Below are 22,835 nucleotides of genomic sequence, written 5' to 3' on the forward strand. Positions count from 1 at the left end.
GCCGCCGCGCCGCCCCCGCCTGCCGCCGGCCGGGGCGGCGGGCGGCGGGGTGACCGACGGCGTGTGCCGTTCCGGCTGGTTCGGCACGGCGGGCCCGGCGTCGGTGACCGCGCGCCCGCGGTCGGTCCGTACCCAGGTGCGCATACCCGGCTCCCTCCGATACGAGGCGGCGGTCACCCGTTACGGTGCGGGCGGCGCCGAGTTCCCGGCCGCGTGTGAAAGTTCGATACCGATTCAATCACGTCGTGGGTCGTCAATGTCAGGGCTGAACGGTCCCGATGTCAACAACTCCGACGCCGACGACGCCGAGAATCCCGAGAACGCCGACCGGACCTGGATCAGGATGTTCCCATGTCGCACTCACCAGCCTCACCCGGCTCGCCCGATCTCCGCGACTGCGGCGGAGGCGGCCCGGCGCCCGCAGCGGGCGCACCGGACCGGCGGGGCGGGCCGCCCGAGGTGCTGGACCGGCGGACGGGGCCGGCAGGCGAGGTGGTGTTGCGCCGGCACGGCGCTCTGCTCCAGATCATCGTCAACGGCTGCTTCCTCATGGACACCTCCGACGGACGTTCGGAGCGCCTGCTGGTCCGGGCCGCGCTGGACGAGCTGGACCGGGGAGCGGCGCCGGCCGCGCCACGGCTGCTGATCGGCGGTCTTGGCGTCGGGTTCTCCCTCGACGAGGCGGCGGCGCAGCCGAGGTGGGGCGCGATCACCGTGGTCGAGCGGGAACCGGCGATCATCGACTGGCACCGGAGAGGTCCGCTCGTCGAGGTCTCCGGCAGGGCGCTGGCCGATCCCCGGACCCGTCTGGTGGAGGCCGATCTCCTGGATCATCTGCGCGCCCCGGCGCCCGGCGCCGCCGAACGGTACGACGCGCTCTGCCTGGACATCGACAACGGCCCGCACTGGACGGTCACCGAGGGCAACGGCGGTCTCTACTCCCCCGCCGGACTGGCCGCCTGCGCGGCCCGGTTGAACCCCGGCGGAGTGCTCGCGGTGTGGTCCGCGCAGCCGTCCCCGGCCTTCGAGGACGCATTGCGTCATTCCGGATACCGGGGGGTAAGAGCCGAAGAGATCCCGGTCGTCCGAGGCGTCCCCGACGTGGTGCACCTCGCGGTCCGACCGGCGTAGCCCGGGCAGCCGCGACCCCCTTAGTCTGCTGCCCTGGCATCCCACGTGAAGGCACAGGGCGGGCGGTATGGAGCACAAGGGCACGGCGCACACCCAGGGCGGGGAGACCGCGGTCACCCCGGGCGCACAGCGCCGGGTTCTGGTCGTCGAGGACGACCCGACGATCGTCGAGGCCATCGCCGCCCGGCTGCGCGCGGAGGGCTTCAGCGTGCAGACGGCGGGTGACGGTCCGGCGGCCGTGGCCGCCGCCGAGAGCTGGCAGCCGGACCTGCTTGTCCTGGACGTCATGCTGCCGGGCTTCGACGGTCTCGAGGTGTGCCGCCGGGTGCAGGCCCAGCGTCCGCTGCCGGTGATGATGCTGACGGCCAGGGACGACGAGACGGACATGCTCGTCGGTCTGGGCGTCGGTGCGGACGACTACATGACCAAGCCGTTCTCGATGCGGGAGCTGGTCGCCCGGGTGCACGTGCTGCTGCGCCGGATGGAACGCGCGGCGGTCGCCGTCTCCTCCCCGCCCTCGGGCACACTGCGGCTGGGCGAGCTGGAGATCGACCACGCGCAGCGGCGGGTCCGGGTCGGCGGCCGGGACGTGCATCTGACGCCGACGGAGTTCGACCTGCTGGTGTGCCTGGCGGGGTCGCCGCGTGCGGTGCTCTCCCGTGAACAGTTGCTGGCGGAGGTGTGGGACTGGGCGGACGCCTCGGGCACCCGGACCGTCGACAGCCACATCAAGGCGCTGCGCCGGAAGATCGGCGCGGAGCGGATACGCACGGTGCACGGTGTGGGGTACGCGTTGGAGTCGCCCGCACCCACCGTCGACGGGCTGTGAGCCGGACCGGAGGCCGGGCGTGACGGCGGTCGGGCCGCACGGGCCGCCGGGTCCGCCCGTGGAAGCTCCGCCGGGCGAGCGGCCCGCGCGCCAGCGGGTGTCGCTGCGCGCCCGGACGTGGCAGGCGCTGCGCCCGTTCGACCCGTTCCGGTCGGTCAAGGCGGCGCTGGCCGCGCTGGTGATCCTCTCGGTGGGTATCACCACCTTCCTGATCTTCGTGGCGTTCCACGCGGCGATCGAGCTGCGGGTGATCGCGATCTTCGCGGTGATCGCCTCGCTGCTGCTGACCCAGTTCGTCGGGCACGGGCTGGTCGGCCCGCTGGACGAGCTGACGGTGGCCGCGCGGGCGATGGCGCGCGGCGACTACGCGCGGCGGGTCCGCTTCGACCGCCGCGACGAGTTGGGCGAGCTGGGCACGACGTTCAACAGCATGGCGGCCGAGCTGGAGTCGGTGGACCGGCACCGCAAGGAGCTGGTCGCCAACGTCTCCCACGAGCTGCGCACGCCGATCGCCGCGCTGCGTGCCGTGCTGGAGAACGTGGTGGACGGCGTCTCGGAGGCCGATCCGGAGACGATGCGCACGGCGCTGCGGCAGACCGAACGACTGAGCGGCCTGGTCGAGCACCTGCTCGACCTGTCCCGGCTGGACAACGGGGTCGTACCGCTGCACGCCAGGCCGTTCGAGGTCTGGCCGTATCTGTCGAGCGTGCTGAAGGACGCGAACACGGCCAAGGGGCCGGCCCACGCCCGTACGGACGTCCATCTGCATCTGGACGTCTCGCCGCCGGAGCTGATCGGCTACGCCGACGTCGAACGACTGCGACACGTGGTGTCCAACCTCGTCGACAACGCCGTCAAGCACTCCCCTCCGCACGGCCGGGTGACGCTGCGTGCCCGGGGCTCCGACCAGCCGCAGGGGCTGGTGCTGGAGGTGCAGGACGAGGGCCCGGGCATCCCGGAGTGCGATCGGGAGCGGGTGTTCGAGCGGTTCGGCCGCGCGGCCACCGCCCCGCACGGCAAGGACGGTGGGACGGGTCTCGGGCTGGCCATCGCGCGCTGGGCGGTCGATCTGCACGGCGGCGGCATCCGGGTCGCCGAGTCGCCGCGCGGCTGCCGGATGGTCGTCACCCTCCCGGGGCCGGTCCGGGAGCTCGACTGACGTAGGGTCGATGATCGGAAGCAACCATTCCGCTGCTTCCCGTCGTCTCACTCGTCACCTGGGCGGGGGTAAGGCTCGCGCAAAGATGCGCCCGAGTCTCGGTCGCGCGCACCCTGACGTGGCAAAACTCATTGTGTTTCCCGCCTCCACCGGCGTCGAAACCAACGAATTTGTGTGACGTGCGCGACGTGAGGCCGGTGTGGACTGCACCGAACGGCTCGCAAGGCGTAGCCTTGATTCCCGCTGTCCATCACCATGTGAAGCGGAAGAGGGCGGTTGCCGCCGTGTCGTCACAGTCCCCGAAGACCTCGAGCATCTCGACCGACCAGGACGGGCAAGGGAAGACTCCCGACGCCGGGTTCGGTCCCAACGAGTGGCTCGTCGACGAGATCTATCAGCAGTACCTCCAGGACCCGAACTCCGTAGACCGGGCCTGGTGGGACTTCTTCGCCGACTACAAGCCGGGGAAGACGACGGGCGACGCGCCCGCGCGGCCCGCTGAGACGGCCGCGCAGGCCCCCTCTCGGCCCGCTCCCACCAGCGCCGCGCCGGCGGCCCAGCCGCAGCGGACCGAGCCGGCGAAGGCCCAGCCCGCGGCCCAGCCCGCCGATCGGCCCGCCGCCGCGAAGGCTCCGGCCCAGGCCGCCGCGCCCGCCAAGCCGGCTCCGGCGGGGGCCGCACCCGCGAAGGCCGCCCCGGCAAAGGGCGCGGAGGACGCGGAGAAGCCGGCCGGGCCCGAGTTGGTGACGCTGCGCGGCCCGAGCGCCGCCGTCGCGAAGAACATGAGCGCCTCGCTGGAGCTGCCGACGGCCACGTCCGTCCGCGCGGTGCCGGTGAAGCTGCTGTTCGACAACCGCATCGTCATCAACAACCACCTCAAGCGCGCCCGCGGCGGCAAGGTCTCCTTCACCCACCTCATCGGCTACGCCATGGTCCAGGCCATGAAGCTGATGCCGTCGATGAACTGGTCCTTCGCCGAGAAGGACGGGAAGCCGACGCTGGTCAAGCCCGAGCACGTCAACCTGGGCCTGGCCATCGACCTGGTGAAGCCCAACGGCGACCGCCAGCTGGTGGTGGCCGCCATCAAGAAGGCGGAGACACTCACCTTCTTCGAGTTCTGGCAGGCCTACGAGGACATCGTCCGCCGCGCCCGCGCGAACAAGCTGACGATGGACGACTTCACCGGCGTCACCTGCTCGCTGACCAACCCGGGCGGCATCGGCACCGTGCACTCCGTGCCGCGTCTGATGCCGGGGCAGTCCGCGATCATCGGCGTGGGCGCCATGGAGTACCCGGCGGAGTTCCAGGGCACCTCCCAGGACACCCTCAACCGCCTGGGCATCTCCAAGGTCATGACGCTGACCAGCACCTACGACCACCGGGTCATCCAGGGTGCGCAGTCGGGCGAGTTCCTGCGGGTGATGCACCAGCTGCTGCTCGGCGAGAACAACTTCTACGACGACATCTTCGAGGCCCTGCGGATCCCGTACGAGCCGGTCCGCTGGAACCAGGACATCGACGTCTCCCACGACGACGAGGTCACCAAGGCCGCCCGGGTCTTCGACCTGATCCACTCCTACCGGGTCCGCGGCCACGTGATGGCCGACACCGACCCGCTGGAGTACAAGCAGCGCAAGCACCCCGACCTGGACATCGCCTCGCACGGCCTCACCCTGTGGGACCTCGAGCGGGAGTTCGCGGTCGGCGGCTTCGCCGGCAAGTCCATGCTGAGGCTGCGCGAGATCCTGGGCGTACTGCGCGACTCGTACTGCCGCACCACCGGCATCGAGTACATGCACATCCAGGACCCCAAGCAGCGCAAGTGGATCCAGGACCGGGTGGAGCGCCCGCACTCCAACCCCGAGCGCGAGGAGCAGCTGCGCATCCTGCGCCGGCTCAACGCGGCCGAGGCGTTCGAGACGTTCCTCCAGACCAAGTACGTGGGTCAGAAGCGGTTCTCGCTCGAGGGCGGCGAGTCCGTCGTCCCGCTGCTGGACGCGATCATCGACTCGGCGGCCGAGTCCCGGCTGGACGAGGCCGTCATCGGCATGGCCCACCGCGGCCGGCTGAACGTCCTGGCGAACATCGTCGGCAAGTCCTACGCGCAGATCTTCCGGGAGTTCGAGGGCAACCTCGACCCGAAGTCGATGCACGGCTCCGGCGACGTGAAGTACCACCTGGGCGCCGAGGGCACCTTCACCGGTCTCAACGGCGAGCAGATCAAGGTCTCGCTCACCGCGAACCCCTCGCACCTGGAGGCCGTCGACCCGGTCGTGGAGGGTGTGGCCCGCGCCAAGCAGGACATCATCGGCAAGGGCGGCACGGACTTCACCGTCCTGCCGATCCAGCTGCACGGTGACGCGGCGTTCGCCGGCCAGGGCGTGGTCGCCGAGACGCTGAACATGTCGCAGCTGCGCGGCTACCGCTGCGGCGGCACCGTGCACATCGTCATCAACAACCAGGTCGGCTTCACGGCGGCGCCCGAGGCGGCCCGCTCGTCGATGTACTGCACCGACGTGGCGCGGATGATCGAGGCCCCGATCTTCCACGTGAACGGCGACGACCCGGAGGCCGTGGTCCGGGTGGCCCGGCTGGCCTTCGAGTTCCGCCAGGCGTTCAACAAGGACGTCGTGATCGACCTGGTCTGCTACCGCAGGCGCGGCCACAACGAGTCGGACAACCCCTCGTTCACCAACCCGCGGATGTACAACCTGATCGACAAGAAGCGCTCGGTGCGCAAGCTGTACACCGAGTCGCTGATCGGTCGCGGCGACATCACGATGGAGGAGGCCGAGCAGGCCCTCCAGGACTTCCAGGGCCAGCTGGAGAAGGTGTTCAGCGAGGTCCGCGAGGCGGCGGTGACGCCGGCCCCGGCGGAGGCCCCGGTGCCGCAGGCGGAGTTCCCGGTCGCGGTCGAGACGGCCGTCAGCCCGGAGGTCGTCAAGCGGATCGCCGAGTCCCAGGTGAACATCCCCGACCGGGTCACCGTGCACCCGAGGCTGCTCCCGCAGCTCCAGCGGCGCGCGGCGATGGTCGAGGACGGCACCATCGACTGGGGCATGGGCGAGACGCTGGCCATCGGTTCGCTGCTGATGGAGGGCACCCCGGTCCGGCTCGCCGGCCAGGACTCCCGGCGCGGCACCTTCGGCCAGCGGCACGCGGTCCTCATCGACCAGAACACCGGCGAGGACTACACCCCGCTGCTGTACCTCTCCGAGGACCAGGCCCGCTTCAACGTCTACGACTCGCTGCTCAGCGAGTACGCGGCGATGGGCTTCGAGTACGGCTACTCGCTGGCCCGCCCCGAGGCGCTGGTCATGTGGGAGGCGCAGTTCGGCGACTTCGTCAACGGCGCCCAGACGGTGGTGGACGAGTTCATCTCCTCCGCCGAGCAGAAGTGGAACCAGACCTCCGGTGTCACGCTGCTGCTGCCGCACGGCTACGAGGGCCAGGGCCCGGACCACTCCTCGGCCCGGATCGAGCGCTTCCTCCAGGTCTGCGCGCAGAACAGCATGACGGTCGCCATGCCGTCGCTGCCGTCGAACTACTTCCACCTGCTGCGCTGGCAGGTGCACAACCCGCACCACAAGCCGCTGGTCGTCTTCACTCCGAAGTCGATGCTGCGTCTGAAGGCGGCGGCCTCCCGCACGGAGGAGTTCACCACCGGCGGCTTCCGCCCGGTCATCGGCGACGTGCCGGTGGAGTCCGGCGAGGTGGACCCGTCGCAGATCCGCAAGGTCGTGTTCTGCTCCGGCAAGGTCTACTACGACCTGGACGCCGAGCGGCAGAAGCGCGGTGCGAAGGACACCGCGATCATCCGGCTGGAGCGGCTGTACCCGCTGCCGGGCCAGGAGATCCAGGCGGAGATGGCGAAGTACAGCGCCGCCGAGAAGTTCGTCTGGGCCCAGGAGGAGCCGGCGAACCAGGGTGCGTGGCCGTTCATCGCGCTCAACCTGGTCGACCACCTGGATCTGATCATCGGCTCCGAGCCGGTGCCGAACGCCGACCGGCTGCGGCGGGTCTCGCGCCCGTCGTCGTCCTCGCCGGCGGTCGGCTCGGCCAAGCGCCACCAGGCCGAGCAGCAGCAGTTGGTCACCGAGGTCTTCGACCTCTGACCGGCACCGACGCCGTACCGGCGGCGCCGTAGGGTGGGCCCGGGCCGAAGATCCTTCTTCGGCCCGGGCCCGTCCGCGTTCCGTCGGCGGGCGGCCGCACACAACCGAGCGAACACCGGAGCAGGACGTGTACTTCACCGACCGTGGCATCGAGGAACTGGAGAGCCGGCGCGGCGACGACGAGGTCACCCTCGGCTGGCTCGCCGAGCAGCTGCGCACCTTCGTCGACCTCAACCCCGACTTCGAGGTGCCCGTCGAGCGGCTGGCCACCTGGCTCGCGCGGCTGGACGACGAGGACGACGAGTGAGCCGTCCCCGGCGCTAGCGCTGTGACGGTCCTGTCGCACAAGCGCCGTTGACGGGCCTCGAACGCGATGTAACGTGGATGGCACACAAGACGCGACATGTCGTGTCGCGTCGGTCGAGTCGCAGACAGGAGGCCTGCCGTGACCGACCGGTCCGAGTGGTCCATCAGCGAACCACAGAAGCTCAACGTCGACCGCCCAGTGGAGCGCGTGCGGATCGCGGTCGTGGGCGGGCGCGTGAACGTCGTCGGCGGAGAGCGGCCGCACCGGGACGCCCTGCTGGAGGTGACCGCCGTCGAGGGGCCACCACCCAGGGTGACCTGGGAGGACGGCACGCTCACCGTGGGCTATGAGGACCTTCCCTGGCAGGACTTCCTCAAACTCCCCGGCGGCCGGTCCGAGCGCCGGGTGGAGCTGAGCCTGGCCGTGCCCGCCACCGCCCGGGTCCGGGTGGACTCCGTCACCGCGCTCGCCGTGGTCTCCGGCGTCGCCGGGCACACCGAGGTGCGGGGCGTCACCGGCGACACCACACTCGTCGGACTCGGCGGCCCGGTCCGCGCCGAGACGGTCTCCGGCACCGTGCAGGCCCAGTCGGTCGCGGGAGACCTCCGCTTCAAGTCCGTCTCCGGCGACCTGACCGTCGTCGACGGGCGCGGCGGCGTCGTGCAGGCCGAGACGGTCGGCGGCGCGCTGGTCGTCGACGTCGCCGACCACGGCGGGCCGAGCGAGGTGACCCTGCGGTCGGTCTCCGGTGAGATCGCCGTACGCCTCGCCGAGCCCGTCGACGCGGTCGTCGACGCCGGCAGCGCCGGCGGGCCGCTCTCCTGCGACTTCGAGGAGCTGGAGGTGGCCGGCCAGTGGGGGACGAAGCGCGTCACCGGCACGCTCGGCGCCGGGCGCGGGCGGCTGCGCGCCACCACCGTCTCCGGCCCGCTCGCCCTGCTCCGGCGGCCCGCGGACGAGGACGCTGATGACACAGCCCACCCCACCACCCTCGTGAAGGACGCCTGACATGCCTCCTGTCTTCGCCCACGGCCGGCTGCGCCTGTACCTGCTGAAACTGCTCGACGAGTCGCCCCGCCACGGCTACGAGGTGATCCGCCTCCTGGAGGAGCGCTTCCACGGCCTCTACGCGCCCTCCGCGGGGACCGTCTACCCCCGGCTGGCCAAGCTCGCCGCCGAGGGACTGGTGAGCCAGAGCACCGAGGGCGGCCGCAAGGTCTACTCGATCACCGACGCGGGCCGCGCCGAACTCGACGACCGCCGCGACGAACTGGCCGAGCTGGAGCTGGAGATACACGAGTCGCTGACCGCGCTCGCCGCCGAGATCCACGAGGACGTACGCGGCTCCGTGCACGACCTGCGGCGGGAGATGGCCGCCGCCGCGCGCAGCAGCCGAACCGAGCCGACCGCCGGAGGCGGCAGCGGTGGCGCCGGCGGCGAGGAGGGCCGCCCCTGGTACGACCAGGAGGCCTGGCGGCGGGCGAAGGACGAGGTCCGCAAGGCCAAACGCCAGTGGCAGGAACAGGCCAAGCGGGCCAAGGACGAGAGCCGGCAGGCGAGGCGGCAGGCCGAGGAGGCCGAGGAGCGGGCCAGGCGCGCCCGTCAGGAGGCCAGGGACGAGGTGCTGCGCGTCGCACGCGGCGTGCAGGAGCAGGTCCAGGAGCGCGCGAAGGCCGGCGACTGGCAGGGCGCGCTCCGCGAGGGCATGGCCGAACTCGCCGATCAGCTCGGCTCGTTGGGCCGCCTCACCGGCGGTCAGCAGACCGGCGAGGAGCCACGCGCCGACGAGACCCGCCCCGAGGGCGCCCCTCCGGCCGGCGCCGTGCGGATGGCCAAGGAGCCCGAGTGGGCGCGGGAGCCGGCCGACGGCCCCACCGACCCGGTCCGCGAGCTGGAGCGCCTGCTGGACCGCTTCCGGGACGACGTCCGGGACGCGGCCCGCGACCACGGCGTCACCCCCGAGCAGCTGCGCGAGATGCGGCGCCACCTCTCGGCGGCGGCGGCCGCCCTCACCTCCGAACTCCACCGCTGAACCGCCGCCGGGGCCCGGCGTCACCGTGACGCCGGGCCCCGCCGTGGTCTCGTTCCTACAGTTCCTTGACGAACCAGTGGTCGCTGTACGGACCGGAGCAGAACGGCTCGACCTCGCGGTAGCCGCGCCCGGCGTACAGCGCACGGGCCTCCACCAGGTCGGAGCGGGTGTCCAGCCGGATCGTCCGCGCGCCGAGCCGCGCTGCCGCAGCCTCGGCCGCCGCCACCAGCGCCGAGCCGCCACCGGTGCCGCGCCACGGGCTCCGGACGTGGACACGGGTCAGCTCGGCGGTTTCCGGCTCGACCAGCCGCACTCCGGCGCAGCCGCCGACCTCCCCGCCGCGCCGTCCGAGCAGGAAGACGCCGCCGGGTGGGACGAGGTCGTCGCTCGGCTCGGCCGCCATCGCGGCGGCCACCTCGTCCCGTCGGGCCGGGCGGCCGTGGTAGCGCCCCACGATGTCGGTGTAGTAGGCGAGCAGCGCCGCCCGGGCCTCCGCGGACCCGACCGGCGCGGCTTCGATGATCCACTCCATGCCGACGATGATCGCACCCGGCGGACCTGCTCAGTCCTTCGGACAGGGGTGGCCGTCGCCCCACTCGGTCGCCCGCTGACCCACGCCGAAGTTGCCGCACCTGAGCGCGATACGCGGGCCTTCGGGGGCGTCGTCGACGACGTAGATCGGCTTGTCCGCCGGGACCTGTACCGTGCGCCCGCCCGCGTAGAAGTCGAGGACGCCGGTGGCGCCCTGGATGTTGTTCTTGTTGCTCCGGAGCGTGGAGGAGACGGCCGTCCGGTGGAAGATCGCGCCGCCGGAGTCGCGGGCGATGTTCACGGCGTGGGCCAGCACCTTCAGCGCGTCCCAACCGAGCGCCGGGTGCCCGTCGTTGACGATGTCGATCTTGTCGTCCTTGCCGAACTCCTGGAGGTAGAGCCGCACGAAGGTCTTGGCCTCCTTGGTGGGCGCGTCCACTCCGGGCACGGCGTGCGCCATGTGGTGCAGCGTGAGGGCCGGGTAGATGGAGACCGGGTTCTCCTCCCGGATGAGGGAGTTGGTGAGGTCGTCGCCGCCGAGCACGGTGACCCGGTCGTGGCACTCGGGGATGTCCGTGAAGTCGTCCAGGAAGGCCAGCATCTCGCGGGCGCGCCCGGCCCAGAACACCACCGTCGCCGACTCCTGCTCGATCGCCGCGCACACCTTCCGGGCCAGGTCGTTGAGCGAACCGCCGTCCGGCGCGTGCTCGGCCGGTACGACCTGGTCGCCGATCTGGCGGCGGAACTCGTCCTGGAAGTCGGTCGCCAGGTTCAGGCTGTAGGGGTCGGCGGGGTCGTAGACGACCACGGCGGACTCGGTACGCGCCTTCTCCCCGCCCGCGACCCGCACGAAGTCCTCGTACTTCAGGAACGTCACGGCCGCCTGCGCCTCCCGGCGGTTCGGCGGGGCTATCTGGTAGTACTGCGGGCTGATGTCGAGCATCTCGTCGGCGGTGGCCGAGGTGCCGACCATGGGGATGCTGGCGGCGCCCAGCTCCCTGATCGCGTCCTTCGTGCCGGGCCGGCTCTGGCCCAGGCCGATCACGCCCACGATGTTCTCCCGGCTCGCCCGCTCGACGACCAGCCGCGCGACCTTCTCCCCTTCCTGGAAGCTCGGCCCGGTGTTCGCGAGCAGCAGCCGGATACCGACCTTCCGCGAGCTGTTCTCCGTCTCCCGCAGCAGTTCCCGCTGCTGGAGCGCGATGCCGCGCAACTCCGGCAGCACCCCGCCCTCCACCAACTCGCCGAAGGTACGGCCCGCGCTGAACGGCTGCATGACCACCACCGTGCGGACCTCGTGCTCCGGGCCGAGCCCGTCGACCCTGCGGTTGGTCTCGTCGATGATCTTCAGCAGGTCGTCGTACTCCTCGGAGCTCCCGGCGAAGCGGCTCGTCGCGTCGCTCAGGCCGAGGCAGCCGTGGCCGTCGGCGGCCTCGAACTGGCCGTCCGGGCAGGACCGGACGCCGAACAGCGGCAGCGGCAGCCCCGCCGTGCCGGCACCGGCGTACAGCGCGACCAACGCCGTACCGGTCGCCGCCCACTGCACCGCCGCCGCCCTGGCCGGCGGGCGGCGCGGCCCGGCCCGGTCCGGGAGCTTCGGATGCTCACGCAGCCAACGCACGGCGGCCGCCGACGGCGACCCCGCCGGGTCGGTCGGCCGCACGGCGCAGCCCGCGAGCGGCCCGCCACCGCCGCGCAACGCCTCGGCCGCAGCGGGGAGGTCCGGCACCTCCTCGTGGCCCAGCGCGGCACGCGTCTCCTCGCCGCCGACCGCCACGACGACCGTGCCGGTGGTCCGGTGCTGCTGCACCGCGGCCACGTAGGCCGCCAGGAAACCGCGCACCCGCTGCGCCTCCGCCCGCGCGCGGCGCCCGCCGGCCGGCTCGGCGAGCAGCAGCACGTAGCGCGTGGTGCGCCGACGGCGCCACGGGGACAGCCAGCGGCGGCCGAACGCCCGGTCGAGATCGGCGAGCAGCGCCCGGGTCAGCACGGCGTCGATGTGCTCGGCGCTGTGCAGCCGGCCGCCGTCGGTGAGCTGCACGGCCGGCTGGTAGAAGTCCCGCTGGGTGGCGCCCAGCGCCGTCTTCGCCCAGTGCGCGAACCAGCCGCGCATCATCCGCCGGCCGATCAGCCGACTGGAGAGCGGCTGCGCCACCACGCTCCACGCCCACAGCGCCAACTGCCCGAACCACGGCAGCACGTCGCCAGGCGCGGGCGGGCCCGAGGGCCGCGCGGGGTAGCGAGCCCGGTGCACCAGGGCGCGCAGCGCCGCCGTGCGCGCCTCACCGCCGCTCGGCGTCAAGCGGGCCTCCACGACCGTGCGCATCAGCTCGTAGTCACGGAAGCGCGGCGTCCCCACGTCCGGCGGGCGGGTGTTGCGCAGCCCCTCGACCAGTTCCTCGTAGAAACGCACCTGGTCGGCGCCGTCGCCGGAACGGCCCTCCGGCGGCCAACTCGTCAGCGGGGCCAGCGCGCGGTGCTCACTGTCCACGCAGCGGGCCCGCAGGCCGTGTAACAGCCGCTCGGCCGGCGACGCCCCGCCCGGCGCCGGAGTGTCCTCCCGCGTCAACAGCAGCAGCGCCGCGTGCCTCCGCCCACGCGGCGGCTCGACCACCAACGCGTCGAACGCGGCCAGCAGTTCCTCCGCCCCGGCCGCCGCCGGGACGCCCGGCTCCGTTCCGATCACACTCACGGCATCACCCGTCTCCCCCGAGGGCCGGCCCCGCGGGACCGGCCCCGCACTGACGCTGCGTGGACCCCAGCCACCCCACCCGTCGCCCGGGCGGCCAGGGTCCTACCGTCATACCCGAGAGTGCCGGGCCGAACCAGCCCTTTACACGGTGAGCACGATCTTCCCGAACAGGTCTCCGGTCGCCATCTTCTCGAAGCCCTCCCGCGCCCGGTCCAGCGGCAGCGTCGAGTCGATGACCGGCCGCACGCCCTTGGCGACGCAGAAGCTCATCAACGCCGCCAACTCCTCCTTGGTGCCCATCGTCGAGCCGAGCACCCGCAGCTCCTGGAAGAAGATCCGGTGCAGCTCACCACTGGACGGTGTATAGCCGCTGGTGGCACCGGAAATGGCGATCGTGCCGCCGGGCTTGAGCGACTTCACCGAGTGCGACCAGGTGGCGGCGCCGACCGTCTCCATCACCGCGTCCACCCGGTGCGGCAACCGCGCACCGCTCTCCAGCGCCAGCTCCGCGCCCAGCTCCTCCGCTCGACGCCGCTTGCCCTCGTCGCGGCTGGTGGCGAAGACCCGCAGACCCGCCGCCGCGCCCAGCACGATCGCGGCCGTCGCCACGCCGCCGCCGGCGCCCTGCACCAACACACTGTCCCCGGGACGCAGTTCCGCCTTCGTGAACAGCATCCGGTAGGCGGTCAGCCACGCCGTCGGCAGGCAGGCCGCCTCCTCGAAGGTCAGCTCCTTCGGCTTCGGCAACACGTTCCACTGCGGGACGGCGACCCGCTCGGTGAACGTGCCCTGGTACTTCTCCGTGAGGATCGTGCGGGGCTCGTCCGGCCCGACCCCGTGCCCGGTCAGCCCGATGACCGGGTAGATCACCACCTCGTTGCCGTCGGCGTCCACTCCGGCGGCGTCGCAGCCGAGGATCATCGGCAGCGACTCCTCGCCGATGCCGACACCTCGCAGCGACCACAGATCGTGGTGGTTCAGGGAGGCGGCCCGCACGTTGACGGCGGTCCAACCCACCGGCACGTGCGGCTCGGGGCGCTCCCCCAGCTCAAGACCGTTCAGCGGCTTCTCCCGGTCGATCCGGGCGGCGTACGCAGCAAACATGGCCACAAGCTACGCCCCGGTAGCGCCCCACGGAACCACACCCCGCTGTGACACACACCGCGCCGCCCACGCCGCCGGAGTGGTTGCTTCCCGCCCGAACAGACATGTGGGTGGTACCGGCCGGTCGGCCGGTACCACCCACATGGTGTTTCGGGTACTCAGAGCACGTTCGCGAGGAACGCCTTGGTGCGGTCGTGCTGCGGGTTGCTGAGGACGTCGCGGGGGTGGCCGGACTCGACGACCACACCACCGTCCATGAAGACCAGCGAGTCGCCGACCTCCCGGGCGAAGCCCATCTCGTGGGTGACCACGACCATGGTCATGCCCGACTCGGCGAGGTCCCGCATGACGTCCAGCACCTCACCGACCAGCTCCGGGTCGAGCGCCGACGTCGGCTCGTCGAACAGCATCAGCTTCGGGTCCATCGCCAGCGCGCGGGCGATGGCGACACGCTGCTGCTGGCCGCCGGAGAGCTGGGCCGGGTAGTTGCCCTTGCGGTCGCCGAGACCGACCCGCTCCAGCAGCTTCGCGGCGCGTTCCCTGGCGTTCGCCTTGGACTCGCCCTTCACCTGCATCGGCGCCTCCATGACGTTCTGGAGTGCCGTCATGTGCGGGAAGAGGTTGAAACGCTGGAACACCATGCCGATGTCCTTGCGCTGGTCGGCGACCTCCCGCTCCTTCAGCTCGTAGAGCTTGTCGCCCTTCTGGCGGTAGCCGACGAGCTGACCGTCGACGTAGAGCCGCCCGGCGTTGATCTTCTCCAGGTGGTTGATGCACCGCAGGAAGGTCGACTTACCGGAACCGGAGGGACCGACGAGGCAGAACACCTCGCCCTGCTGGACCTCCAGGTCGATGCCCTTCAGGACCTCGATCAGGCCGAAGGACTTGTGAACGGCCTCGGCCTTCACCATCGGCTGCTTCGAAAGACTGGTCATGCGCCCACACCTCCGGGGCCGGCCTGGCGGCGGAAGGACAGCACGTTCGCCCGGATCTTCTGCAACGGCGTGGGCGGAAGCGCCCGGTCGGAGCCCCGTGCGAAGTGCCGTTCCAGGTAGTACTGACCGATGCTGAAGATCGTCGTGAGGATCAGGTACCAGATGGTCACGACGATGAGGAGTTCCATCACGGCGAGGTTGACCGAGCCGACCTCGCGGCTGACCAGGAACAACTCGGAGAAGCCGATGACGTACGCCAGCGACGAGGTCTTCAGCATGTTGATGAACTCGTTGCCGGTCGGCGGGATGATGACCCGCATCGCCTGCGGCAGCACGATCCGCCTGGTCGTCTTCGCCGGGCTCATACCGAGCGCGTGCGCCGCCTCCGTCTGCCCCCGGTCGACCGACTGGATTCCGGCGCGGCCGATCTCGGCCATGTACGCGGCCTCGTTCAGACCCAGGCCGAGCAGCGCCGCCATGAACGGCGTCATGACGTCGGTCATCTCGTTCTTGTAGATGGGACCGAGGTCCACATAGGTGAAGACGAGAGAGAGGTTGAACCAGAGGAAGAGCTGCACCAGCACAGGAGTGCCGCGGAAGAACCAGATGTAGCCCCAGGCGACGTTCCGCAGTACGGGGTTCTGCGACAGCCGCATCACCGCCAGCACCATGCCCAGCACAACGCCGATCAACATCGCGTAGAGGGTCAGTTGCAGCGTGGCCCAGGCGCCCCTGATCACCGTGCCGTCGTTGATGTACTCCCCGACCACACTCCATTCGATCTGGCCCCGGCTGAAGGCGAGCACGATCGCGGCGAGGAGGAACAGCACGACAACCGAGCTGACCCATCGGCCGTAGTGCCGCACCGGAATGGCCTTGATGGCCTCGGGCTTGACCCTCTCGTCGGGAGCGGCCACGCTGCCGCCCCCGACGGGGGTCTTGTCGTTCGCTTCGGTCACGAGTGGATTGCCTTAGCTGTGGTTCCTTGGACTACTTGTGCTTACTTACCGGCGTTGACGGTCGCCTTCTCGATGGCGCCGGCCTCCGCCTCCCACTTCTTGAGGACCTTCGCGTACTCACCGTTGTCGATGATCGCCTGCATCGCCTTCTGGATGGCGTCGCGCAGCTCGGGGTTCTTCTTGCTGACGGCGATGCCGTACGGGGCGGCCTCGATCTGGTCGCCGACGACCTCGAAGCGGTCGCCGCCACCTGCGGTGAGCGCGTTGTACAGCGCCACCGGGTAGTCGGTGATCACGGCGTCGACGCGACCGGTCTGGAGCTGGGTGATCGAGTCGCTGTCCTGGTCGGCGATGAACGGCTTGATCTTGCTGTCGCACTTCTTCTGCTGGTCGTTCAGCAGCGTCTGGTTGGCGGTGCCGCGCTGGGCCGCGACGCCCTTGCCGCACAGGTCGTCGACACCGTTGATCTTCTTGGGGTTGCCCTTGGCAACGAGGATCGCGGAGCCGGCCTGGAAGTAGTTCACGAAGTCGGCGCCGCCCTCGGCGTCGTCCGAGGCGCCGCGCTGGCGCTCCTTCGTGTCGGTCATGGCCGACATGATCACGTCGTAGCGGCCGGAGTTCATACCGAGGACGAGGCCGTCGAAGGTGCCGTTGTGGAACTTGAACTCGACGCCCAGCTCCTTGCCCATGGCGGTGGCGATGTCCGGGTCGATGCCCGTGACCTTGCCGTCCTTCATGAACTCGATCGGGGCGTAGGCGATGTCGGAGCCGACCTTGATGACGCCGGAGTCCTGGTACTTCTTCGGCAGCTCGTCGAAGAGCGGGGCGTCGGAGGTCTTCTGGCCGCCGTTGCCTTCCTTGGCACCCTCGGTCTGGTCGCCGCAGGCGCTCAGCAGGAGGGTGCCCGCGACCGCGAGGGCTCCGGCCGCGGCGAACCGGCGGCGGGGGAGGAAACGACGGGTGGTGCTTGCGGTCATGCTGGGGTCCTCCTGCTGGGTGAGGGAGTAGCCGTACCGGGCGAGGTTCGGAACACGCCTTCGAGTGTCCGCCCGGACGTAGTGGGTGGAATCTTGCCATCCGGGTACCGGGTCATAGGGCGTCACGGATATCAAAATCGGATAACGGAAACCGGTGAACGAACATCGTCCGGTCACGCTCGGTCATCGGCGGCCCTCTCCGAACAGCCTGCCAGCCCGTTGAGAGCTTCGTCACCCCGTGTGCGCGGCCGGTAGCCGCGCGGCACCCGCCCGACGTCTGGCTTGTCGTGATTCACCAGGAACTATGCGGCCGCGACACCGCCCACGTCACCCCCGCCACCCGCGGTGGCCTGATCAGGCGGCCAAAAGTCACTCGTCCGCCGACACCCGTATCAGGTACAAAGGGCAGTTACACCCCTCACCCGGGGACACGGGCGCGTGTGCGGCGCGCCCGGCGTCCGTACCTCCCCCTGGACGGTGGCCATCCACCGAACAGGACACGGACGCGGTGCCCGCCCCGCTCCCCAACCAGGCAGCGGTACCCTCGGCAACTTAAGGAAATAAGGGGTCAAAAGTGGCAGCGGAGATTGTTGATCCGCAGAGTGAGCTGGACGAGGACGCCATCGACCCGGCGTTCGCCCTCCACCGCGGCGGCAAGATGGCCGTGCGCGCGACCGTCCCGGTCAGGGACGCCGACGACCTGTCTCTCGCGTACACACCCGGCGTGGCCAAGGTGTGCAGCGCGATCGCGGAGCAGCCCGAGCTGGTGCACGACTACACCTGGAAGTCCCAGGTCGTGGCGGTCGTGACGGACGGCAGCGCGGTGCTCGGCCTCGGTGACATCGGTCCGGAGGCGTCGCTCCCGGTGATGGAGGGCAAGGCGATCCTCTTCAAGCAGTTCGGCGGCGTGGACGCGGTGCCGATCGCGCTGGCGACGAAGGACACGGACGAGATCGTGGAGACGGTCGTCCGGCTGGCGCCGTCCTTCGGTGGGGTGAATCTGGAGGACATCTCCGCCCCGCGTTGTTTCGAGATCGAGCGGCGCCTCCAGGAGGCGCTGGACATCCCGATCTTCCACGACGACCAGCACGGCACCGCCATCGTCACGCTCGCCGCGCTGCGCAACGCGGCGAAGCTGACGGACCGGCCGCTGGGCGAGCTGCGCGCGGTGATCTCGGGTGCCGGCGCGGCCGGTATCGCGATCGCCAAGATCCTCGTGGAGGCGGGGATCGGGGACGTCGCGGTCTGCGACCGCAAGGGTGTCGTCTCCGCCGACCGCACGGACCTCACCGACGTGAAGCGGGAGATCGCGGGCCTGACCAACCGGGCCGGGCTTACCGGCTCGCTGGAGTCGGCGCTGGACGGCGCGGACGTCTTCATCGGCGTCAGCGGCGGCACGGTGCCGGAGGAGGCCGTGGCCAAGCTGGCGCCGGGCGCCTTCGTCTTCGCGATGGCCAACCCGACGCCGGAGATCCACCCGGACGTCGCCCGCAAGTACGCCGCCGTGGTGGCGACCGGACGCAGCGACTACCCGAACCAGATCAACAACGTGCTGGCGTTCCCCGGCATCTTCGCCGGTGCCCTCCAGGTCCGCGCCACGAAGATCACCGAGGGCATGAAGCTCGCCGCCGCCGAGGCGCTGGCCGCCGTGGTGGCCGACGAGCTGAGCGCCGAGCGGGTCATCCCCTCGCCGTTCGACGAGCGGGTCGCACCGGCCGTGACGGCGGCCGTCGCCGCGGCCGCCCGCGCGGAGGGCGTGGCCCGCCGCTGAGCGGGCGCCCGGCGGCCCTCGTGGCCGCCCGGGCGGCCAGGAGCGCGTATCGGCGGGCCTGCTCCCCGACCCCATCCGGTTCTGTGCCGGACCGGGGCCGGGGAGCAGGCCCGCCGTTTGCGTCCGCGCGCTACTTCAGGCCGAGGACCATGGCGTCGCGGGGCGAGGCCCAGACCGTGCGGGCCTCGGTGAAGCCGCTGTGCCGCAGCACCTCCACGTGCCAGGCGGGTGACTGCATCTGGTCGGCGGCGTGGTCGCCCTTCGCCGGGTCGGCGAAGACGCGGTGGCGTTCGGCGACGACCTCGGCCAGGCTCGGCTCCTCCTCCAGCGCCCGCCACCAGTCGACCCAGTCGAGCACGCCGCGCTCCTTCTCCTCCGCGCGGCGGGCACGGTCGTGGACGGCCATCAGCTCGTCGATACGGGGCGTGGTCGGGTCGGGCATGTGGTCGACGTTCAGGAAGACCCCGCCGGGGCGCAGTACGCCCGCGATGCGACCGTAGAGGGCGACGAGCTCACCGTGCGTGAGCCAGTGCAGGGCGGTGGCCGTCAGTACCGCGTCGTATTGGCGGTGCGGGAGGTGGTCGGTCCAGTCCGCGTCGCGGAGGTTGAGGCGGACGAACTCGACGCGCTTGTCGTCCGCGAAGTGGCCTCGGGCGAGGGTGAGCAGGGCGGGGTCGAGGTCGACGCCGGTGCTGTGCGCGTCGGGCATGCGGGTCAGCAGTCGGTCGCTGATGCTTCCCGTGCCGCAGGCCAGGTCCAGGACGCGGGGTGTGCGGCCGACGGCGGCCTCGACGACGTCGAGCATCGTGCGGAAGCGTTCCTCCCGGTCCGGGAGGTAGTGCTCCTGCTGCCGGTCCCAGCTGCGCTGCCAGGCCTGCCAGTCGGGCCGGGTGGTGGTGTCCGTGGTGTCCGCCATGACTTCCCCTCGGTGACGTAATAGGCTGGACCGATGTTCGGCCCTTACCTCTCCCGGCCCCGACTGTAACCAGCAGCCGTAAGGATCACAAGTGGAACTGACCTATTACGCAGACTTCGCCGTGCGGCTGGTGAACACCGAGGAGCCCGAACGCGGCACGGACACCCTGACCTCCGTGGAAGTGGTACGGGAGCTGTTCGGCGGCCACCGGCAGGCCGCGCGGCGGGTCTCGGACGCCGACGTGAACCGGCTGCGGGCCGTCCGCGCCCGACTCCGCGCGGTCTTCGCCGCCGCCGGCGAGCAGGACGAGTTCCGCGCCGTCGACCTGCTGAACACCCTGCTGATGGAGTACCCGGCGAGCCCGCAGATCGCCGGCCACGACTACCGCGACGAGGACGGCAACCCGCGCTGGCACCTCCACCTCGCCGAGAACCCGGTCAACGCGGGCGCCGGCTACGCGGCGATCGCCTGCATGGGCCTGGCCGTCAGCCTGACCGAGCTGGGCGTGGACCGGCTCGGCGTGTGCAACTCCGACCCGTGCCGCAACGCCTACATCGACACCTCCACCAACCGCTCCCGCCGCTACTGCTCCGGCCGGTGCGCCACCCGCGCCAACGTCGCCGCCTATCGCGCCCGCAAACGTGCCGAGAGCGGCCGACACACCTCCGCCGGACGTCCGGCGGAGGACAAGTAGGGTGGGCGGTCCGTCTCCGGACGGACGGCCCACCAACCGGACGAGGCGCCGACCGCATCAGGCGCCGCCGAAAGAGAAGAAGGGGAACCGTGACCGCGACCCTGCACAGCGAAGGCGACCGGCAGACCCTGCGTTTCGAGCGCGACTACCGCCATCCGCATGGCGAGGTGTGGCGGGCCGTCACCGACCCGGAGCTGATGGGCGGGTGGTTCCCCGCCCGCGTCGACCGCGCCGACGGTGAACCCGCCCCCGGCACCGAGCTGACGTTCACCTTCGAGGGCGACGAGGAGCCGCCGACGCACGGCACCGTCCTGGAGTTCGACGAACCGTCCGTCTTCGCATTCACCTGGGACGGCGACACCATCCGGGTGGAGCTGGCCGACACCGGCGAGAACGCGGCGGAGGGCGAGGGGCGCTGTCGGCTGACGCTCACCGCGTCCTTCGAGGGCCGCGAGTGGGCCGTACGCAACGCGGCCGGGTGGCACATCTGCCTGGACCTGCTGAAGTCGGTGCTGGAGGGCCGGGAGCCCAAGGTGTCCGTCGGCCGTCGGCAGTCCCAGTTGCTCAAGGAGTACGAGAGCCGCTTCGGCCGCGCCTGAGCCCGGCACCGGCCCGGGGCCCCGGCCACGACCACGGCCCCGCCACGGCCCGGCCGTGGCCACGGCCCGGAACGGTCAGACGGCCAGCGGGGCGCCGCGCAGGGCGAGCCAGTCGCGGTAGGTCGCGTTTGCGTGTGCGACCTCCCGGTAGGCGCCGCGCAGGTCCTCGAACACCGCGTCCACCTCCGCGGTCCGCTCCCCCGCGCGGAACGCCAGCAGGAGGCGGACGGTGAGCGGGTCGCCGACCAGCGGGCGGGTCACCACCCCGGCCCGGGGCACGGTCGTCGGCTGGCAGGGCATCAGCACCTCACCCGCTGCGACGAGGTCGCCGGCGGTCAGGTAGTCCCCGCACACCAGACGCGGGCTCTCGCCCGCCGCGCCGAGCGCCCTTAGCAGTCCGTCCCACTCGCCGTCCGCCGCCGGGTCGACCATCCAGCGCTCGCCGGTGAGTTCGCCCAGCGGCACCTCCGCGCGGGCGGCCGCGGGGTGGCTTTCGGGCAGGGCGACGAACTGCGGTTCGCGTTCGAGCAGTACGCGGACCGCCACCCCGTGCGGCAGCCGCAGCGGGCAGCCCGTGACCTCGTGCACGAACACCACGTCCAGCCGGTTCTGCGCCACTTCGCGCAGCAGCCGGTTGGCGGAGACGTCGATGCGGATGGTGGTGCCCAGGTCCGGGTGCCGGGCGCGCAGGCGGCGCAGCCACCCGGCGACCGCGCGGCTGCCGGTGCTGCCCGTGCCGCCGACCCGCAGGGTGCCGCCGCCGCCCGACCGCAGGGCCGCCGCCCGCGTCTCGGCCACCAGCGCCGCCATCTCCGCGACGAGCGGCCGCGCCCGGCTGAGCACGCTGCGGCCGAGCGCGGTGGGTTCGCTGCCCGACCGTTCGCGTACGAACAGCTGGCCACCCAAGGCGTGTTCGATGCGCCGCAGCTGGGTTGTCAACGACGGTTGAGTCACGCCGAGTTGGCGAGCGGCCCTGCGCACGCTGCCCGTGTCGGCGATGGCGCACAGCGCGCGCAGATGCCTGACTTCGAGCTCCACGCCGGGAGCATAGCCGCGGACGCCGCACCATAACCAGGCCAACAGCGTTACGAGACAAGGGAGTTGGCGGACAGGTCCGAGACCGCCCCGGGGCCCGGGCGATAGTGCCGGGTTATCGCCGGATGGCATAGCCCACACGGCGGTCCCGGTGCCCGACACTCAGGGCAACCCGACGTCACTTCGCACCCCCGGCCGCCCACCCCACACCGGCGGCCGGGACGCGGAGACACGAAGAAGGGACCAACCCCCCATGAAACACCTCAGGACCGTGCTGTCCGCCGCGCTCGGACTCGGACTGGCCGCCGGCCTCGCGGCGGTGCCGGGCAGCGCCACCGCCACCGCGCCCCCGAGCGACCGCGCCCACCTCGGCTACTCGGGCACCGCAGCCGAGGACGAGGCGGGCAACCGGGCGTTCTTCGAGGCCGTGATGAAGTCGGCGCTGCGCAAGCACGCCGAGAACCCGGGCGCAACGGCGGTCACCGTGACCTACAGCGCCGCCAGCGCCCCCACCTTCCGCAACCAGATAGCCGCCAGCACCCGGATCTGGAACTCCTCGGTCAGCAACGTACGGCTGGTCGAGGGCAGCAACCCCGACTTCACGTACCGCGAGGGCAACGACTCACGCGGCTCCTACGCGTACACCGACGGCCGGGGCCGGGGCTACATCTTCCTCGACTACCGGCAGAACCAGGTCTACAACTCCACCCGCGTCACCTCCCACGAGACCGGTCACGTACTCGGCCTGCCCGACAACTACCGGGGCCCGTGCAGCGAGTTGATGTCCGGCGGCGGGCCCGGGCCGTCCTGCACCAACGCGTATCCCAACCAGAACGAGATCAACCGGGTGAACGCCCGCTGGGCGCGGGCGGTGTCCACGTTCGCGAAGGAACTCGGGGTCAAGCTGCCCTGACCGGGGCCGGCCGGGCCTCGTGGTGCGCCCCTCCCGCCGTGCGTGGCGGGAGGGACGCACCCCGCCGGGTGAAAACGGGTTGAGCGGCTGCCGGGACGGCTGCGACGCTGACCGACGACCCGCCCCCGCCCGGAGA

General features: G+C 71.4%; 19 protein-coding genes. 11 read left to right on the top strand and 8 right to left on the bottom strand.

Annotation, left to right across the window (positions count from 1 at the left end; genetic code table 11):
- The first annotated feature begins 351 nt into the window (after positions 1-351).
- From FNX44_RS07825 to FNX44_RS07855, 7 genes are all read left to right on the top strand, one after another.
- Complete coding sequence (locus FNX44_RS07825) at positions 352-1,131, top strand: spermidine synthase family protein (protein ID WP_228449737.1); 780 nt, start codon at positions 352-354, stop codon at positions 1,129-1,131.
- Between the two features lie 67 nt (positions 1,132-1,198).
- Positions 1,199-1,960, top strand: a complete 762-nt coding sequence (locus FNX44_RS07830) for a response regulator transcription factor (protein WP_143647251.1) — start codon at positions 1,199-1,201, stop codon at positions 1,958-1,960.
- Positions 1,961-2,018: 58 nt separating this feature from the next.
- Positions 2,019-3,119: a sensor histidine kinase gene (locus tag FNX44_RS07835; protein WP_323369120.1), complete on the top strand. Its 1,101-nt coding sequence runs from the start codon at positions 2,019-2,021 to the stop codon at positions 3,117-3,119.
- Between the two features lie 284 nt (positions 3,120-3,403).
- A complete protein-coding gene (locus FNX44_RS07840; RefSeq protein ID WP_181356255.1) occupies positions 3,404-7,234 on the top strand; it encodes a multifunctional oxoglutarate decarboxylase/oxoglutarate dehydrogenase thiamine pyrophosphate-binding subunit/dihydrolipoyllysine-residue succinyltransferase subunit in 3,831 nt (1,276 codons plus the stop codon).
- 127 nt (positions 7,235-7,361) lie between these two features.
- Complete coding sequence (locus FNX44_RS07845; protein WP_143647253.1) at positions 7,362-7,541, top strand: DUF6104 family protein; 180 nt, start codon at positions 7,362-7,364, stop codon at positions 7,539-7,541.
- Positions 7,542-7,679: 138 nt separating this feature from the next.
- Entirely contained in the window at positions 7,680-8,549 is an 870-nt protein-coding gene (locus FNX44_RS07850; protein WP_323369122.1) for a DUF4097 family beta strand repeat-containing protein, read from the top strand.
- Between the two features lies 1 nt (position 8,550).
- Complete coding sequence (locus FNX44_RS07855; protein WP_143647255.1) at positions 8,551-9,573, top strand: PadR family transcriptional regulator; 1,023 nt, start codon at positions 8,551-8,553, stop codon at positions 9,571-9,573.
- A gap of 55 nt (positions 9,574-9,628) precedes the next feature.
- Here FNX44_RS07855 and FNX44_RS07860 read toward each other — a convergent pair whose 3' ends face one another.
- From FNX44_RS07860 to FNX44_RS07885, 6 genes are all read right to left on the bottom strand, one after another.
- The gene (locus FNX44_RS07860) at positions 9,629-10,105 is read right to left on the bottom strand and encodes a GNAT family N-acetyltransferase (protein ID WP_143647256.1); all 477 of its coding nucleotides are present in this window, start codon (positions 10,103-10,105) and stop codon (positions 9,629-9,631) included.
- A 30-nt stretch (positions 10,106-10,135) separates the two neighbouring features.
- Complete coding sequence (locus FNX44_RS29665) at positions 10,136-12,796, bottom strand: type 1 periplasmic-binding domain-containing protein (RefSeq protein WP_143647257.1); 2,661 nt, start codon at positions 12,794-12,796, stop codon at positions 10,136-10,138.
- Between the two features lie 141 nt (positions 12,797-12,937).
- Entirely contained in the window at positions 12,938-13,900 is a 963-nt protein-coding gene (locus FNX44_RS07870; RefSeq protein WP_143647258.1) for a zinc-binding dehydrogenase, read from the bottom strand.
- Between the two features lie 158 nt (positions 13,901-14,058).
- Positions 14,059-14,835: an amino acid ABC transporter ATP-binding protein gene (locus tag FNX44_RS07875; RefSeq protein WP_323369124.1), complete on the bottom strand. Its 777-nt coding sequence runs from the start codon at positions 14,833-14,835 to the stop codon at positions 14,059-14,061.
- Positions 14,832-15,794: an amino acid ABC transporter permease gene (locus FNX44_RS07880; protein ID WP_143647259.1), complete on the bottom strand. Its 963-nt coding sequence runs from the start codon at positions 15,792-15,794 to the stop codon at positions 14,832-14,834. The genes FNX44_RS07875 and FNX44_RS07880 overlap by 4 nt, the downstream gene beginning before the upstream one ends.
- A gap of 41 nt (positions 15,795-15,835) precedes the next feature.
- Entirely contained in the window at positions 15,836-16,771 is a 936-nt protein-coding gene (locus FNX44_RS07885; protein ID WP_143647260.1) for an ABC transporter substrate-binding protein, read from the bottom strand.
- A gap of 574 nt (positions 16,772-17,345) precedes the next feature.
- On the opposite strand from FNX44_RS07885, the gene FNX44_RS07890 reads away from it, so the two are divergent.
- Positions 17,346-18,542, top strand: a complete 1,197-nt coding sequence (locus FNX44_RS07890; protein WP_143647261.1) for an NAD(P)-dependent malic enzyme — start codon at positions 17,346-17,348, stop codon at positions 18,540-18,542.
- Between the two features lie 130 nt (positions 18,543-18,672).
- Here the strand turns inward: FNX44_RS07890 and FNX44_RS07895 are convergent, their stop codons facing one another.
- Complete coding sequence (locus FNX44_RS07895) at positions 18,673-19,458, bottom strand: class I SAM-dependent methyltransferase (protein ID WP_143647262.1); 786 nt, start codon at positions 19,456-19,458, stop codon at positions 18,673-18,675.
- A gap of 91 nt (positions 19,459-19,549) precedes the next feature.
- Between FNX44_RS07895 and FNX44_RS07900 the strand changes: the two genes are divergently transcribed.
- Both FNX44_RS07900 and FNX44_RS07905 read left to right on the top strand, forming a co-directional pair.
- Positions 19,550-20,152, top strand: coding sequence for a CGNR zinc finger domain-containing protein (locus tag FNX44_RS07900; protein ID WP_143647263.1), 603 nt, complete (start codon positions 19,550-19,552; stop codon positions 20,150-20,152).
- Between the two features lie 89 nt (positions 20,153-20,241).
- Positions 20,242-20,751 carry an SRPBCC family protein gene (locus FNX44_RS07905; protein ID WP_143647264.1) on the top strand — a complete coding sequence of 170 codons (510 nt, stop codon included), beginning with the start codon at positions 20,242-20,244 and terminating at the stop codon, positions 20,749-20,751.
- Between the two features lie 75 nt (positions 20,752-20,826).
- Here the strand turns inward: FNX44_RS07905 and FNX44_RS07910 are convergent, their stop codons facing one another.
- Positions 20,827-21,789 carry a LysR family transcriptional regulator gene (locus tag FNX44_RS07910; protein ID WP_323369126.1) on the bottom strand — a complete coding sequence of 321 codons (963 nt, stop codon included), beginning with the start codon at positions 21,787-21,789 and terminating at the stop codon, positions 20,827-20,829.
- Positions 21,790-22,039: 250 nt separating this feature from the next.
- Here FNX44_RS07910 and snpA point away from each other — a divergent pair, with 250 nt between their 5' ends.
- Positions 22,040-22,699: a snapalysin gene (gene snpA, locus FNX44_RS07915; protein ID WP_143647266.1), complete on the top strand. Its 660-nt coding sequence runs from the start codon at positions 22,040-22,042 to the stop codon at positions 22,697-22,699.
- Positions 22,700-22,835: the final 136 nt, after the last annotated feature.

The sequence above is a fragment of the Streptomyces alkaliterrae genome (assembly GCF_007097205.2).
In the GTDB taxonomy this organism is placed as follows: domain Bacteria; phylum Actinomycetota; class Actinomycetes; order Streptomycetales; family Streptomycetaceae; genus Streptomyces; species Streptomyces alkaliterrae.